Source organism: Kitasatospora sp. NPDC043950, assembly GCF_056435345.1.
This window is the reverse complement of record NZ_JBWKER010000001.1, coordinates 176,597-192,440: the sequence shown is the minus strand read 5'-3', so window position 1 is coordinate 192,440 and position 15,844 is coordinate 176,597. Positions and strand designations below refer to the sequence as shown.

At 72.9% G+C, this 15,844-nt stretch carries 14 protein-coding genes; 10 read left to right on the top strand and 4 right to left on the bottom strand.

Annotated elements, in window-relative coordinates:
* Positions 1-17 precede the first annotated feature (17 nt).
* Both AC07BF_RS00700 and AC07BF_RS00695 read right to left on the bottom strand, forming a co-directional pair.
* The gene (locus AC07BF_RS00700; protein ID WP_363631959.1) at positions 18-548 is read right to left on the bottom strand and encodes a DinB family protein; all 531 of its coding nucleotides are present in this window, start codon (positions 546-548) and stop codon (positions 18-20) included.
* On the bottom strand, positions 457-2,124 hold the full coding sequence (locus tag AC07BF_RS00695; RefSeq protein ID WP_363587555.1) for a serine/threonine-protein kinase: 1,668 nt from the start codon (positions 2,122-2,124) through the stop codon (positions 457-459). Before AC07BF_RS00695 ends, AC07BF_RS00700 begins: the two co-directional genes overlap by 92 nt.
* Before the next feature lie 224 nt (positions 2,125-2,348).
* Here AC07BF_RS00695 and AC07BF_RS00690 point away from each other — a divergent pair, with 224 nt between their 5' ends.
* Together AC07BF_RS00690 and AC07BF_RS00685 are read left to right on the top strand one after the other, a co-directional pair.
* The gene (locus AC07BF_RS00690; RefSeq protein ID WP_063350538.1) at positions 2,349-2,903 is read left to right on the top strand and encodes a TetR/AcrR family transcriptional regulator; all 555 of its coding nucleotides are present in this window, start codon (positions 2,349-2,351) and stop codon (positions 2,901-2,903) included.
* 221 nt (positions 2,904-3,124) lie between these two features.
* Positions 3,125-4,237 (top strand): agmatine deiminase family protein, encoded by a 1,113-nt coding sequence (locus AC07BF_RS00685; RefSeq protein ID WP_363587557.1) that lies wholly within the window; start codon positions 3,125-3,127, stop codon positions 4,235-4,237.
* On the opposite strand, the gene AC07BF_RS00680 is transcribed toward AC07BF_RS00685, so the two are convergent.
* Positions 4,234-4,842 (bottom strand): TetR/AcrR family transcriptional regulator, encoded by a 609-nt coding sequence (locus AC07BF_RS00680; RefSeq protein WP_363587559.1) that lies wholly within the window; start codon positions 4,840-4,842, stop codon positions 4,234-4,236. The genes AC07BF_RS00685 and AC07BF_RS00680 overlap by 4 nt on opposite strands.
* Positions 4,843-5,048: 206 nt before the next feature.
* Here AC07BF_RS00680 and AC07BF_RS00675 point away from each other — a divergent pair, with 206 nt between their 5' ends.
* On the top strand, positions 5,049-6,248 hold the full coding sequence (locus tag AC07BF_RS00675) for an agmatine deiminase family protein (RefSeq protein WP_363587561.1): 1,200 nt from the start codon (positions 5,049-5,051) through the stop codon (positions 6,246-6,248).
* A gap of 134 nt (positions 6,249-6,382) precedes the next feature.
* Here the strand turns inward: AC07BF_RS00675 and AC07BF_RS00670 are convergent, their stop codons facing one another.
* Positions 6,383-9,502, bottom strand: coding sequence for a phosphocholine-specific phospholipase C (locus AC07BF_RS00670; protein ID WP_363631968.1), 3,120 nt, complete (start codon positions 9,500-9,502; stop codon positions 6,383-6,385).
* A 268-nt stretch (positions 9,503-9,770) separates the two neighbouring features.
* On the opposite strand from AC07BF_RS00670, the gene eccB reads away from it, so the two are divergent.
* From eccB to AC07BF_RS00635, 7 genes are all read left to right on the top strand, one after another.
* Positions 9,771-11,249, top strand: coding sequence for a type VII secretion protein EccB (gene eccB, locus AC07BF_RS00665; RefSeq protein WP_363587565.1), 1,479 nt, complete (start codon positions 9,771-9,773; stop codon positions 11,247-11,249).
* Between the two features lie 105 nt (positions 11,250-11,354).
* The gene (locus tag AC07BF_RS00660) at positions 11,355-11,666 is read left to right on the top strand and encodes a hypothetical protein (protein WP_400472581.1); all 312 of its coding nucleotides are present in this window, start codon (positions 11,355-11,357) and stop codon (positions 11,664-11,666) included.
* A gap of 41 nt (positions 11,667-11,707) precedes the next feature.
* On the top strand, positions 11,708-12,004 hold the full coding sequence (locus AC07BF_RS00655) for a hypothetical protein (protein WP_363587569.1): 297 nt from the start codon (positions 11,708-11,710) through the stop codon (positions 12,002-12,004).
* Positions 12,005-12,025: 21 nt separating this feature from the next.
* Positions 12,026-12,391: a hypothetical protein gene (locus AC07BF_RS00650; protein ID WP_363587571.1), complete on the top strand. Its 366-nt coding sequence runs from the start codon at positions 12,026-12,028 to the stop codon at positions 12,389-12,391.
* Between the two features lie 89 nt (positions 12,392-12,480).
* Positions 12,481-14,886, top strand: a complete 2,406-nt coding sequence (locus AC07BF_RS00645; RefSeq protein ID WP_400985059.1) for a hypothetical protein — start codon at positions 12,481-12,483, stop codon at positions 14,884-14,886.
* 146 nt (positions 14,887-15,032) lie between these two features.
* Positions 15,033-15,485, top strand: coding sequence for a YbaB/EbfC family nucleoid-associated protein (locus AC07BF_RS00640; protein WP_363587575.1), 453 nt, complete (start codon positions 15,033-15,035; stop codon positions 15,483-15,485).
* Positions 15,478-15,780, top strand: a complete 303-nt coding sequence (locus AC07BF_RS00635) for a hypothetical protein (protein WP_363587577.1) — start codon at positions 15,478-15,480, stop codon at positions 15,778-15,780. The genes AC07BF_RS00640 and AC07BF_RS00635 overlap by 8 nt, the downstream gene beginning before the upstream one ends.
* Positions 15,781-15,844: the final 64 nt, after the last annotated feature.

The window sequence follows — 15,844 nt, the reverse complement described above, 5'->3', positions numbered from 1 at the left end:
TGCGGCTCCTGCCCGGCTCAGCCCCGGTTGTGGTCGCCGGCCGCGCCGTCGAGGAGTTCGCGCAGGATGTCCATGTGGCCCGCGTGCCGCGTGGTCTCCGTCACCATGTGGATGAGCACCCAGCGCAGCGACACGGCGTCGCCGAACCAGGCCTTGCCCAGGTCGTCGAGGTCGAGCTCGCCGATCATCTGGTCGGCGGCGGCGGCGGCGCGGGCGCGGGCGTAGTAGGCCAGGACGTCCTCGGTGGACTCGTGCGGCTCCACCCTCATGTCGGAGGTCTCGTCGGCCTCCAGGTCGAAGGGCAGGGGCCCCGTCCCGCGGCCGAACGCCTCGCAGAACCAGCCCGGCTCGGCACCCCCCGGGTGCTTGACCAGGCCCGGCAGGTTCGTCCCCGACGGGGTCATCGGTCGCCGCAGCTGCTCGTCGTCCAGGCCGTCCGCCCGGGGTGGCGCCGCGTCAGGCGGAGCGGTGGTAGGAGGTGAGCGAGATCCGGACCGGGCCGTCGTCGGCCGTGGCGAGGATGCGGATGATGGCGATGTCCTGGCCACCCTGGGCGCGGACGCAGAAGCTGCGGTCGGTGCGCAGGGCGTTGAAGGGCAGGGAGGAGACCGGCTGGGTCTCGACGCCCTTGACGCAGTCGGGGAGGGTGAGCCGGCCGGTCGGCGCGACGTAGGCGTCGCTGTCCTCGGGGATGGAGAACTCGCCGGCGTGGCGGCCCAGGTACCAGGTGGAGGCGTCCTGGGCGGTGACCTTCCCGGCCTTGAGGTCGAACTCGTAGGTGGGGTCGGGGGAGGTGAGTTCGAGGTTGGTGTGGACGGCGGTGTACCCGGCGGCCGTCGTGGTGGTGGCGGCGGCGGTGGTGGCCTGGCCGGGGGCCGGGGCGGTGGTGGCGGCGCCGGCGGACGGGGCGAGGCCGGCGGCGACGTTCTGGTCGTCGAGGTCGTCGAGGTACTCGGGATCGAGCAGGACGAACGCGGCCGCGGCGCCGACGAGGAGGGCGGCGGTGGTCAGGAGCACGGTGCGGGTGCGGGTGCGGGTGCGGGTGTGCCGGCGGGCCGGGGCGGCGGGCTCGGGTCTGTCGGGGGCCGGTTGCAGCCGGGTGGGCGGCGGGGCGGGGAGGCCGAGCGTGGTCGGGGCGTCGGCCGCGGCCCGGGCCGGGGAGAGGACGGTGGCGGGCGGGGCGGGTGTGCCGGGCGTGGTCGGCAGGTCGCTGTGGCGGCGGATCGCGCTGCTGACCCGCTGGGGCAGCCAGTCGTCGGAGAAGCGGAGCTCGCCGCCGGTGGCGGGGTGCCGGCGGGCGGCCTCGATCAGCTGGGCGGTGCCCGGCCGGTCCTCGGGGCGCTTGGCCAGGCAGAGCCGGACCAGTTCGTGCAGTCCGGGCGGCAGCTGGGAGAGGTCGGGCTCCTCGTGCACCGCCCGGTACAGCGAGGCGGGCTCGGGCCCGTCGCCGAAGGGGGGAGTGCCGGAGCCGACGTAGGCGATCAGGGCGCCCAGCGCGAAGACGTCGGTGGCCGGGGCGGCGGACAGGCCGAGGGCCTGTTCGGGGGCCATGAAGCCGGGCGAGCCGATCCGCAGACCGGTGCCGGTGAGCGGGCTGGCGTCGGCGGCCCGGGCGATGCCGAAGTCGATGACGCGGGGGCCGTCGGTGGCGACGAGGACGTTGCCGGGCTTGAGGTCGCGGTGGACGACGCCCGCCGCGTGGATCGCCTGGAGGGCCTCGGCGATGCCGGCGAGGAGCAGCAGGACGCTCCGTTCGGGCAGCGGTCCGTAGTGCTGGACGACCTGCTGGAGGGAGGGACCGGGCACGAAGGTGGTGGCCAGCCAGGGAGTGGCGGCGTCGGTGCCCGCGTCGACCACCTGGGCGGTGTAGAGGCCGTGGATGCGCCGGGCGCTGGCGACCTCCTGGGCGAAGCGGTGCCGGAACTCGGGATCCTCGGCGAGTTCGGGCCGGACGACCTTGAGCGCGACCGGCCGCCCGCCGGGGGTGTAGGCCAGGTAGACGAGGCCCATGCCGCCTGCGCCGAGCCGCGCGCAGAGGCGGTAGCCGCCGACCTCGCGGGGGTCGTCCGGGGACAGCGCCTGGAACGCCGTGGGCGACGGGGCGCCGAAGGGCTCTGCGGTCATGCTGGCTCCCAGCGGGTCGTGCGGGTGGGACGGGGGAGTGGCGGAGCGGGGGCGGGGCACAGCGAGGGTGCGGCGGGTGGGCCGGGGCCCGGGCGGACGCCGGTGTCGTGAAGCGCACCGGATCATACCCCGACTGGGATTTCAGTCAGGAATGGGGTCCTCCGGTCGGTCGGTGCCCCGTCCGGGTAAGGTGATTCCTTGTGGCTGACCGTCGAACCTTGATCATGGAAGCGGCTGCGCGGGTCATCGCCCGGCGCGGCGTCCGCGGGCTGCGCGTGGAGGAACTGGCGGCGGAGGCGGGTGTGTCCACCGCGCTGATCTACTACCACTTCAAGGACCGCGCGGGGATCCTCCGCGCGACGCTGGAGTTCATCAACGACCGGGCCGAGCGCTACACGACGGAGCGCGCGGCGGACGCGCCGCCGCTGGACGCCCGGGGCGAGCTGGAGCAGACGCTGCTGCTGGAGCTCCAGGACACCCCCGAGGTGCGGGAGAACAGCACGGCCTGGGGCGAGCTGCGGGCGAGTGCGGTGTTCGACCCCGAGCTGCGGGAGGACCTGGCCCGGGCCACCCTCGTCTGGGTTCAGGAGGTCGCGGAGTTGCTCGGACAGGTGCGGCCGATGAACGGGGCCGCCGCCCTGGCGGCCTCGGCCGAGCGGCTGACCGCGCTGCTGGAGGGGCTGAGCGTCCGTTGGCTCAGCGGCAGCCTGCCGGTGGCGCACGCGCGCGAGCTGATGGCCGGCGCGATCGAGGCCGAAGTGGAGCGACTGCGCGGGTAGCGCGCGTCGCGTTCCGGCCCCGGGCGAGGCGGCCCGGGGCCTTCTCGCGTGCCGGGGCCTTCTCGCGCGCCGGGCCTCTTCCCGGGCCGGGCCTTTTCCCGTGTCGGGGCCGGCTGGGCAGTTCCATGATCTGGAGCTTGACTGAAAATTCAGTCAATGTCAGAGTTGCGGCTGCGGGGCCACCGGTCACTCGGTGGGCAATACTTGATTCGGAGATCGTCATGAGCAACACCCACGGTGACAACCGCTCCCTGTTCGACCGCCTCTTCGGGGCCCCGCCCCCGCACCAGGCGGAGCACGGGCTGCCGTACGCCGGCGAGGCCGGGCTCCCGCAGTGGTGGGTGGACCGCGACGACGTCCCGCACGCCCGCACCTGGATGTCCTGGCCGTCCCGCAAGTCCGTCTGGGGCCGGCAGCTGGCGGGTGTCCAGCAGGACATCGCGCTCATCGCCCGGACGATCGCCCGATTCGAGCCGGTGGTCATGTGTGCCCCGGACGACTACAGCGTCCGGGAGGCCCGGTCCCTGTGCGGATCCGCCGTCACCGTGACGGACGCCGTCCCCACCGATGACCTCTGGATGCGGGACACCGCCCCGGTGTTCCGGCGCGACGGCTACGGGCGGCTCGACGCCGTCGGCCTCAACTTCAACGGCTGGGGCGGCAAGCAGACCCACCGCGACGACGCGGAGGTCGCGCGCGGCATCGCCGAGATGCTCCGACTCCCCTTCTCCTACGCGGAGTTCGTCGGCGAGGGCGGCTCGGTCGAGACCGACGGCGACGGCACCCTGATGGCCACCGAGAGCAGCCTGGTCAACAAGAACCGCAACCGGGGCATGAGCCGGGACGAGATCGAGGAGGCCGTCCTGGAGGTGTACGGCGCGGACAAGATGATCTGGGTCCCCGGGATCAAGGGCCGGGACATCACCGACGACCACATCGACGTCACCTCCCGGTTCGTCCGGCCGGGCGTCGTCCTGGTGCAACTGCCCCCGGCGGACCGCCACGACGTCTGGGCCCGGGACGCCCGCGAGCAGTTCGACATCCTCTCCCGGGCCACCGACGCCAGGGGCCGCCGGCTCCGGGTGATCCGGGTGGACGGCCCCGACACCGTCCGCTCGCGGGACTCGAAGTTCGTCGACTCGTACCTGAACTTCCACGTCGTCAACGGGGGCGTGATCGCGGCGCAGTTCGGCGACGTGTACAAGGACGAGGCCGCCCGGCGCACCCTCGCCGAGGCCTTCCCCGGGCGCGAGGTCGTCCAGCTCGACGTCGACCGCCTGATGGCCGGGGGCGGCGGCATCCACTGCTCCACGATGCAGGAACCGCTGCCTTAGGGCCTGTCCGGTCGGCCCGGGAGACGTTCGGCCCGCCAGCCCGCGATCTCCGTGCCGATCGCCTCGCCGAGCAGGCTGCGCGCGCGGTCGAGCGGCAGCGAGCCGCTCAGCCACCGGATGGAGAGGCCCTCCAGGAGTGCGGTGAGGCGTTCGGCGGAGGCCGCGTGCGCGGGCGCGGTGCCGAACGGGTGGGCGCGGCCGAGCAGGCCGGCGATCTCGTGCACCCAGGTGTGGGTGGCCCTGGCCAGGTCCTCGCGGAGGCGGGACTCGAAGACCGCGCTGGCCCGCAACTCGCCCCAGGCGGTGCTGTTCTCGCGGACCTCGGTGGAGTCCTGGAGTTCCAGCAGCAGGGCCTGGGCCAGTTCGCTCCAGGGGTCGTTCGCGGGCGCCCCGGGCTCCGGTTCGGCGGTGTAGCGGTCGGCCCGTTCGCCGATGAACTCCAGGGTCTCGCGGAGGATCCCGGCGCGGTCGGTGAAGTGGTAGTAGATCAGCGAGGTCGACACCCCGGCCGCGGCCGCCAGTTCCCCCACCCGCAGTCCGCGTACGCCGCGTCGCGCGATGAGTCTCGTGGCCGCTCTCAGTATCTCTGTTCGACGGTCTGGCATGGTGGTCCACTGTACTCGAATTATTGACTGAACTTTCAGTCTCTCCCGGGAGGTGCCCACCCGGCCCACCCGGCCCACCCGGCCCGGCGGATCGCCCGATTCGCCCGATCGGCGCCGCGCGGGCTCGCCGCCGGACCCGCCGGCCGCCCCTACTGTCGGATATCGCCCGTTTCGGGGTGGAATCCGTGTCAACGAGGGGACCTGCCGTGAGAGAACCCGCCCTGTCCCGCCGGGCCGTGCTGCGCTCCGGGGCGGCCGTGGCCGTGGTCGCGATGGTGGAAGGCTGCGGTTCGTCGGGGGCCTCGTCCCCGAAGGACGAGCCGACCACGGCCGCCGGCACGGGCACGGGAGGAGCCGCGAGCGCCGCGGCGTCGTACGCGATGCCGGCCGAGTGGCGTCCGCACACCAGGACGTTCATGGCCTGGCCGGCCCTCGACTCGGTGTGGGGCGACCAACTGCCCGCCGTCCGCCAGGACATCGCGCACGTCGCGCAGGCCGTCGCCCGGTTCGAACCGGTGGTGCTGATGGCCCGACCGGACCAGAGCGCCGCGGCCCGGCAGCTGTGCGGCTCCAGCGTCGAGGTCCTCGACCTGGCGGTGGACGACCTGTGGGCCCGCGACACCGGCCCGACCTTCGTCACCGGCCCGGCAGGGCTGGCCGGCGTCGACCTCAACTTCAACGGCTGGGGCGGCAAGCAGACCCACGACAACGACGCCAAGGTCGCCCGGAACCTCCTCGACCACTACGGGATCCGGCGCATCCAGGCGCCGATCACCGGCGAGGGCGGCGCGATCGAGGTCGACGGCGAGGGCACCCTGATGGCCACCGAGAGCTCGTGGGTCAACTCGAACCGCAACCCGGGCACGAGCCGCGACCAGATCGAGGGGGCCCTGAAGGACCTGTTCGGCGTCCAGAAGGTCATCTGGTTCGCCGGCGTGGCCGGGCAGGACATCACCGACTGCCACATCGACGCCCTGGCCCGGTTCGCGGAGCCGGGCGTGGTCGTCATCCACCGCCCCGGCCCCGACACGCCGCCGGACATCTGGTCCCGCGCCTCCGACCAGGCCTTGCAGGTGCTCGGCTCCACCACCGACGCCAAGGGCCGCAAGCCGCGGATCGTGGAACTCGCCGAACCCGACCTCACCGGGCAGCCGGACCGGGGCAAGGACTTCCTGGCCACCTACCTCAACTACTACGTCGTCAACGGGGCGGTGATCATGCCCCAGTTCGGGGACAAGGCCTCCGACGACCGGGCGGCGGGCGTGCTGGCCGACCTCCACCCCGGCCGCGAGATCGTCCCGGTGAGCATCAACGCCATCGCGGCCGGCGGTGGCGGCATCCACTGCTCGACCCAACAGCAGCCCGAGGCCGCCGGGGCCTCCGGCGGCTCCTCGGGCCCGGCCTGACCGATCGGTCCGAGCGGCCGGGCCCGCCGGCCGACCTGGCCTGAGGAGCCGCCGGGCCTGACCGATCGGCCGGGCCGCGCCGAGCCCGGAAGCCGGGGCGGCGCAGCACGGCCGATCGGGCCGTTCCCGGACGGTCAGCCCGTGATCGGCCGGCTGTCCAGGCGGACGTGGTCGACCGCCCAGTACCAGTTGTTGCCCGCGTCGTACATCCGGAACTTCAGCGTCACCGCCTGCGCCCCCGCCGGGACGGCGAGGCGGCGGGTGACGAGGGTGTTCTGGACGTCCTTGCCGGCGTTGTCGTTGCCGGTGGCGTCGGCGCTGTAGAAGACCAGGCGGGTCTCCGTGCCGTTGTCGAACACGGCGGTGACGGACGCCTTCTGCGGGGCCTCCTGCCGGTAGTGCGAGTCGAAGGCCAGGTACAGGGTGTCGGCGCCGGCCGGGAGGCGGACGGCGGGGGAGACGAGCGTGGAGTCGAAGACGCCCTTCCGGGAGGGGGAGCCGGTGTCGTCCCAGTCGTCCGGGTCGGCGACGGCGAGGACGCCCAGGCCGCGGGTGAAGTTGCCGCGGTCCTGCCCGGCCGGGGTGGACCACTCCCGCTTGGTGTGGAAGGTCCAGCCCTGGAGACGGACGGTGCCCTGCGGCATGCCGGGGGCGTTGACCACCGACCAGCCCTGCGGCGCCTGAGCCGTCCAGCCGAGCACGCCGTCCTGCGGCTGGAGCACGCCGGCCAGCGACTCGAAGTCCTCGCCCAGCAGGTGGCCGGCCATCACGGGGGCGGGGCGGGCGGCGAGTTCGCCGTCGGCGATCGCGAAGCGGTCGCCGGCCAGCGCCCGGGCGGTGACCAGGATCCGGTGGGTGGCGCCGTCCGGCAGCTGGGCGGGCGGGGTGACCTCCCAGACGGCGGTGGCGGTGGCGCCGGCGGCGAGCGAGGCGGGCGGCGCGGTGACGGCGGTGACCGTCCAGCCCGGCGGGACGACCGGCTGCGCCTCGACGGCGGTGAGCGCGGCGGTGGCGGTGAGCACGGCCGAGACCCGGGCCGGGCGGCCGGGCAGCAGGACGGGTTCGTCGATGGTGCTGGAGGCGGCCCCGAGGGCGACGTCCACGGCGAGCGGGTCGGCCAGGCCCAGGGCCGGGTCGGTGACCGTCCGGTCGTCCCAGGGGAAGCGGCCGGCGATCCGGCGGCGGAAGGTGAGGTCCCCGCGGACGGCCACCGCGACGTCGTACCAGCCCTCGGGCCGGACCGCGAGGTTGACGGTCCGGTCGTCGCCGGCCGCGACCCGCACCTCGCGCAGCCCGTCGCCGTAGGCGAGGTCGCCGACCAGGAAGGTCTGGGCGGTGCGCGAGCGGTTGATCACGTCGACTTCGAGGACCTTGCCGTCGCGCTCCTCCGACAGCGACACCTCGTACGTGGCGGCGGCATCGCCGCGCAGGTGCCACAGCGCGCCGTTGGGGCCGTGGACGCGCAGGTCGTAGCCCTCCGGGCCGACCGTCCAGACGTCGGAGAGCCGGCTCTTCGCGCCGACGGTGTAGTGCCGGGGCGCGCCGCCCGGTGCCGGGTAGACGGCGAACACCGCGCCCTGGCGGCCCTGGTTGACCAGGTCGAGGGTGAGCTCGCCGCCCTTCAGCCGGGGCTTGACCAGCAGGTCGTAGGGCGCCGGGCGGGCCGAGCGGGTGCCGCGCTGCTGCTGCGGGAAGGCCTGCGGGCTGGGCACGGTGGGGGCGGGGAGCTTGCCGGTGTCGACCACCTTCTGCCGGTTGCCGCTGGTGTCGGGCAGCTGCGGCCAGACCGGGTTGCGGCCGGAGAAGTCGAAGACGTTGGTGAGGTCGCCGCAGACGGTGCGCCGCCACGGGCTGATGTTGGGCTCCTGGACGCCGAAGCGCTGCTCCAGGAAGCGCAGCACCGAGGTGTGGTCGTAGACGGTGGAGTCGACGACCCCGCCGCGGGTCCACGGCGAGACCACGACCATCGGCACCCGCACGCCCAGACCCATCGGGTACGGGCCGGAGACCAGGGTCTCGCCGGCCGGCAGGGTGTCGGACCAGGTGAGCGAGCCGTCCGCGGCCTTGACCCGGTACTTGCCGTCCTGACCGACGACCCGGTGGTAGGTGGCGGAGCCCTTGCCGACGCGGACGACGACCTCGCCGTCCACCGGCACGGTCGACTTGCCGCGCCCGGTGGCCAGCGGCGGGACGGGCGGCAGCTGGTGGTCGAAGAAGCCGCCGTGCTCGTCGTAGTTGAGGATGAAGACGGTCTTCTGCCACACCTCGGGCTTCGCCGCCAGGGCGGCGAGCAGCCGGGCGGTGAGGTGCTCGCCGTTCGGCGGCGCGTAGTTGGCGTGCTCGGAGAGCGCGGCCGGGGCGACGATCCAGGACACCTGCGGCAGCTGGTCGGCCTGGACGTCTGCGGCGAAGGCGTCGACCAGGGCGTCGCCCATCGCGAACGGGTCGTTCTTCTTCGCCGGGTCGCCGACGGCCCGCATGCCGCGCTCGTACAGCGGCTCGCCGGGCTTGGCCTTGACGAAGGGGGCGAACCAGGCGAGCGCGTTGTCGTCGAAGTTGTCCAGCGCCTGGTAGGTCTTCCAGCTGACGCCGGCCCGCTCCAGGCGCTCGGCGTAGGTGGTCCACTCGTAGCCGCCGGGGATCTCGGTGTTGTCGGTCACCGGGGTGTCCCGTACGGTGCCGCCGCTGGTCCCGGTCATCAGGTGGTCGCGGTTGGTGTTGGTGTTGCACTGGACGGACGCGTAGTAGGCGTCGCAGGTGGTGAACACCGAGGCGAGCGCGTGGTAGAAGGGCATGTCGGCGCTCTCGTAGTAGCCCTGGCCGAGCCAGCCGCCGGAGCGGCGGGTGACCGAGCCGTCGGCGAGGCCGTCGTTCCAGGCCTTCATGGAGTCCACGAAGCCGAAGGCGGGCGCGCCCTGCTGGTAGGCGCTGGTGTGCGCGGCGTTCATCGGGAAGGGCAGCAGGTGGCCCTCTTTGCGGCCCGGGTCGGGCTGGTGGAACACCGAGCGCCCGTTGATCCCGCGCACCGCCGTCCGGTCGCCGAAGCCGCGGACGCCCGCCAGGGTGCCGAAGTAGTGGTCGAACGCGCGGTTCTCCTGCATCAGCACCACGACGTGCTGGATGTCCGCCAGCCGTCCGGGCTTGGCCGGCGCGGCGAGCGCCTCCTGGACGCTGATCGGGAGGGCGGACAGCACGGCGGCCGCCGCCGCGCCGCCGAGCAGGCTGCGGCGCGACAGTTCGGGCATCGGACTCATCGGGTGGGGCTCCTTGCTGACGGGCGCCGGACCATCGGTTCGACCCGGACCAGTCATGTTTCTAAGTGACCGAGGTGACCGGGGCCGGGGAGTTCGATGACGATCCGATGGCCGCCAAGGGGCCCGGAGCTGTACAGACAACTTGACTTGACGCCGAGCCACGGAGAACCGCGGTCGACGAAGCCCGGTGAACTCTCGCGCCCCTCCGGGCCGTAGCACCGGGGTGGGGGCGCGGAAGCGGCGCGCCCGGACACCGGGGAGGAACTGGATGCAGTCCCGACGCGACCAGGTGCAGGCGCACCTGTTCGTGATGAGCAGGCTGGCCTCCGGCATGCTGCGGGCCGAGCCCGACGCGCCGGACACCCCCACCGGGCGGACCACCCGGGGCACCACGACCGGACTGGCCGTGGCCGTCCTGATCGGGCTCGGGGTCGTGGTGTACGGGGTCATCAAGCCCGGCGGCGACGCCGGCTGGACCAAGCCCGGCACGCTCGTGGTGGTGGAGGAGACGGGCGCCCGCTACCTGTTCGTGGGCGGGCAGCTGCACCCGGTGCTGAACGACACCAGCGCCCGGCTGGTGGCCGGCGACCAGATGGCGGTCGCTCAGGTCGGCCGGGCGTCGCTCGCGGACGTGCCGCGCGGCGCTCCGGTCGGGATCGTCGGCGCCCCCGACGGGCTGCCGCCGGCCGCCGAACTCGCGGGCGGCACCTGGCTGGTGTGCGGGACCGTCCAGCCCGGCCCGACCGGCGCCCCCGCGCCCCGGCTGGGCCTGCTGATGGACCCGGTCAAGGAGGGCAAGGCGCTGACCCCTGGTCAGGCCGTGCTGGTCTCCCTCCCGGACGGGACGGTGCACCTGCTCTGGCAGGGCCAGCGACTGCGCGTCGACACCGCCAACCAGGCCCTGCAGGCACTCGGCTACGGCGGAGCGACGCCCTTCCCCGTCCCGGCCGGGGTGCTGAACGCGCTGCCCGCCGGACCGGATCTCGCCTCCCCCGCCGTCCCCGGGCGCGGCGGCGACGGCCCGGTGCTCTCCGGGAAGCCGACCCGCATCGGCCAGCTCTTCGACGTCGCCGGCGGTGCGCACTACCTGCTCACCAAGGACGGCCTGGTCCCGCTCACCACGACCCTGTACGAGCTGCTGCGCGGCGATCCGCGCACCCAGAAGGAGGCGTACGCGAACAACGCCCCGGCGCCCGCGCTGATCGGCCCGGTCGACCTGGCCGCCCACACCGCGCCGGGCGGGGCTCCGGCCACGGGACTGCCCGAGACGCCGCCGACCCTGGTCACCCCGCTGCACGGCGAGGGGGTCTGCGCCGACCTGCACACCGGCGCCGGCTCCCCGGTCACCGCGATCACCCTCCTGGACGCGGCCGCGGCGGACACCGGCCGCCCGCCGACGGTCCCGTCGGGTGCGGCGGGCGGCACCTGCGCGGTGGCCGACCGGATCTCCGTCCGGCCCGGGCGCGGGGCCCTGGTCAAGGCGGTCTCCGGCGCGGGCACGGGCAGCACCGAGTACCTGGTCACCGAGGCCGGGGTGCGGTATCCGTTGCCCTCGACGGCCGTCGCCAAACAGCTCGGCTACGGGGGCGCCACGCCGGTCTCGGTGCCCGCCCCGGTGGTCGGGCTGCTCCCCGCCGGGCCGCTCCTCGACCCGGCGGCGGTGGCCGACGGGGCCGCCGCCACGCCGACGGCCGCCTCGACGGCCGCCGCCGCGGCCGCCGCGCCCGGTTCGGCCCCGTGCAGCTGAACCACCCGGTCTCGCGGGCCCGTTGAGTCGGTCAGGAACGTGTGCGGGGTCGCAGTCGCGCCCCCGCTCGTGCAGGGAAGGGAGCATGCCGTGGGCACACCGTCCATGTTGACGAAGGAAGACGAGGCGATCCGCCAGGTTCTTTCGAGCCTGGAGCAGCAGATCGAGAACATGGTGACCGCCGGCCGCACGGTCGAGCGGATCAAGGAGGAGCTCGCCGCCGGCTACATCTCCGGGGCGAGCAGCATGTTCCAGTCGAGGGTCGACGACTGGATGCAGCGCTACCAGCAGGTCATCGGTGCCTTCGAGCACTTCGTCCAGTCCACCCAGGGCGCCAACCAGATCCTCACCCAGGCCGAGGACGACGCCCGGGCACACGCCGCGGACGGCATCTACAACGGGCTCCAGGGCGCCTGAGGGCGCGTCGGAAGAGCAGGAAGACTAGGGAAAGCGAACCGATGGACTTCGGAAACATCCAGCTCCACCACGAGACGGTCGAGCAGTCGGCGGCCGAGCTCCGGCAGGCCGGCAACCTGATGCGCAGCAACCTGGACGAGCTCATGGGCAAGCTGAGGGGCGTGATCGACGGCGGGCACTTCCAGGGTGTCGCCGCCACCGCCTTCGAGGAGCTCTCCCGGGTCGTCGCGGCCAACGAGTCGAAGATGGACGAGGACATCGAGGGCGCGGCGGGCACGCTCACCAAGATGCACGACATCATGATCGAATCGGACTACAACGCCGGCAAGCAGTTCTAGTCCGGGCGGGGGCACGCGACCATGGGTGAATCGACGATCAAGGTGACGGTCGAGGGTCTTGAGACCTTCGTGAAGGACCTGAACGCCTTCGAGCAGGACGTCAACGGCCAGAAGACGTCCTGGAGCGAGGTGCCGGCCCTGAAGCCGGGGCGGGAATCGTTCCCCGCGACGAAGGCCTTGAAGGCCAACTTCGACGCCTTCTCCAAGAGCGTGGGCGAATCGATCGAGGCCATCCGGGGCGACGTCGACAAGATCGTGCTCGACCTGATCAAGGCGCGGGAGAAGCTTCACCTCGGAGACGGTGAAGCCCTGACGGAGGCCCAGATGATGGACGTCCTCAAGGACGTTCTCGGCGGAGTCACCGGAGCTCCCGCCCCGCCCAAGTGAGGGCCGTCGTCGGATCGGACGGTTGTGGGGCCGCCCGATCCGACGGCACACCGATGTCCTGACCCGTGTCACCGCGTTCGGAGGAAACCATGGCGGACGAGCCGCCCAAGACAGAGCCGCCCAAGGTCACGTACACCTGGGAACAGATGCTGGAGGCGTTCGCGGGGTCGGACCACAGCGCCATCGTGAAGCGGGGGGACGTCACGGGGCAGCCGTGGATCACCGGGCAGGAGCTGGTGACGGACTCCCGGTACAACAACAACCTGCGCAAGAAGAAGGACGGCCTGTCCACCCACAACGCCGGCTACGACATGTGGGCGGAGTGGGACTACGGTGACGGCAACGCCACCACCGCGTTCACCACGATCCTGGGTGTGACCTACAACTGGCCCTTCTTCGACGACAAGCCCTCCGGTAAGACGGGGAGCGTGCTGCACCTGTTCCATACCGACCCCGGAGAGATCCTCGGCGGGGCCATCTTCCAGGGGGGCCCGGGTAACGACAACACGAACTACAAGACGCTGACCGAGGCGGCGCGGATCCTCGCCCTGGTGGACACGTTCTTCGCGGACAACCGGGCGAAGATCCACCAGTGGGCCGAGTCCGTGGACGGCGCGGGCAGCGATTTCCAGGGCAGTGCGGCCGGCCGGTTCAAGGAGGTCCTGGTCGGGCTGCAGAACGAGTTCAAGACGCTGCACTACCGACTCAGCGGCGACCTCGACGCGTTCAAGGACGACGCCCCCGCGCCGGCCGCGGGCAGCAGCATCGCCGACAAGCTGAAGGCGGCAGGCGATGCGCTGGTCAAGGTCCAGCAGGACATGTACAACAACGGGTACAACCCCTGGCGCGGGTACAGCGCCTTGACGGACCCCACGGGCTCGTGGGCGTACAAGAAGAACGACGACCCGGACAAGCACGCCACGTACGCCTGGCCGGACCTGTGCATCCACTACGCGTTCACGCAGGAAGTCCAGAAGCTGACGGCGACCCGCTACCCGACGAACGACGCCTCAGGGGATTCGTACGAGGCCACGGTCACCGGCGGCTCTACGACCATGACGAGCGGTTCCACCGGAACCGCGTCGGTCGCCGCCTTCGCCACGGTCCTGAACAACGCGGCGACCAAGCAGTGGACGGACGAGGTCGTCAGGGTGCTCGACAAGGCGGCCACCGACGCCGGGACCGCCCTGGCGACCGCCTACGAGGCCGCGGCCAGGGTCCTGATGTCGTTCGCGGCCCCGGGCATGGACCTGGCGCCGGACAAGGTGGACCCCCCGAAGGACGGCCCCGACAAGGGGCCCGGCGGTCCTGACGGCCCGAAGGACGACACCAAGGGCCCGCCGAAGGGCGGCGCCGGTGCTCCGCCGCCGGGCATCGCGCCGCCCCCGCCGCCGAAGCCCGGCGGGATCGGCGGCGGGGGCGGTGGCAAGGGCGGCGGCACCGGGACCGGTGGCATCGGCGGCATCGGTGGCATCGGGGGGATCGGCGGAGGCAACGGCCAGGCGCCGCTGCTCGACAAGAACGGCAAGCCGGTCCTCGACAAGGACGGCAAGCCGATGTACGTCCCGCCGGGGACGACGGTCAACGGCAAGGGCGAACTCATCGGCCCCGACGGCAAGCCGCTGCTCGGCCCCGACGGCAAGCCCCGGCACGTGCCGGTGGGCACCGTCGTGGGCCAGCCGACCACGGGGTCGGGCGGCTCGGGCGGTTCGGGCGGTTCGGGCGGGTCGACGTCCAATACGCCGTTCAAGGTGCCGCCGGGCTCGAAGATCAACGACGACGGCACGGTCACCACCCCCGAGGGCAACCTGCTGAAGGACTCCAACGGCAACCCGGTGGTGCTCCGCAAGGACGACAAGATCGACGCGGACGGCACCGTCCGCACCGCGAGCGGTCGGCCCGTCTCGCAGTTCGAGCAGCTGCTGTCCGACGAGGAGCACGCGCTCTCCGGGCGGGGCGGCGGGCTCGTCGTCGGTGGGGGAGGTGGCAGCGGCGGCAGCGGCAGCAGCTGGACCGGCCTGCCGAGCTCGCTCGGCGGCGGCGGAATCTCCTTCGGCGGTTCCGGCGGTTCGAGCTCCCTCAAGAGCGGCACCGACCTGTTCGGCGAGCCCTTCAGCGGCCAGGGCTCCGGCCCCAAGACCATGGGCGGCATCGCCGCTCAGGGACCGCCGCGCATCGGCGTCAGCGACCGCCTGGCCTCCGCCCTGGGCATCGACAAGGGGGCGACGGCCGCCGAGGAGGCCATGGCCTCCCGCACCATGGCGGCCGAGCGGGCGTCAGCGGCCGGGCTGGCCGGCGAGGAGGCCCAGCTGATGGGCCGGGGGGTCTCCACCACCGGTGGCGGCGGCCCCATGATGCCGCCGATGGGCGCCGGTGCCGGCGCGGGCGCGGGCGGTCAGGGGGAGAAGGAACGGCAGCGCACCACCTGGCTGGCCGAGGACGAGGAGGTCTGGGGCACCGACTCGGGCGCCGTGACGGGCGTCATCGGCCGCTGACCGGGCGATTCGCGTCGGCGGTCGAACCGCAGGACCCCGCCCATCCGTAGAGAGAACCGTACGACCCCACGAGCCGGCGCGTCCCGGGCCTCACCCCCGTAGGCCCGGGACGCGTCATCGGGATTCGGGACGAGACGGAAGTGCGGGTGAAGGCGTTGTCGTACGCCGAGCAGATCGAACAGGCCATGGCCGCTCTGGAGGAGCAGCAGGCCAAGATGGCGGTGGCCGCCAAGGAGTTGCAGGCGGCCACCGCCTCGGTGACGTCCAAGGACCGGATGGTCACCGCGACGGTCGGGGCGCAGGGGCAGGTGGTGTCCCTGGTCTTCCACACCACCGCGTACCGGTCGATGGCACCGGCCCAGCTGGGGCAGGTCCTGGCCGACGTGCTGAACACCGCGCGGGCCGACATCGGCGAGCGGGTCGCGGAGACCATGGGCGCGTTCAGCGGCCTGGGCGAGGCCCTGCGGGCCTCGATGACCGGCGGGACCGAACTCGACGACCTCTTCGCGCCGCTGCGGGACATGCGGCCCGGCTACGCCGACGAGGCCGCCGCGGCGGACCGCCGCAAGCGCGACCGGCAGGAGGAGTTCCGTGGCTAAGCCCCAGCTGACCGCGATGGCGGACCTGAAGGACAAGTTCGCCAAGTTCGGCCCGCTCTCGGACACCATCGAGGAAGTCCGCCGGTGGACCGACGAGATCAACGAGTTCAACAAGAGCTCGGCGGGCAACGACGACATCGGCAAGGAGTACCACAAGAACGTGGACGGGCCGACCGCCGATCTCGACGACCTGTTCAAGAAGGTGCGCGACCAGGTCGAGGGCGCCGGAACCAAGGGTCAGAAGACCTCCGAGATGCTGAAGAACGCCGACGAGGAAGCCAAGAACCAGAACTGACGATCCGTCAGGTTCTCGGTCCGGCCCGCTTCGCCCAACCCTCGACGAACGCCAGGAGTACGCC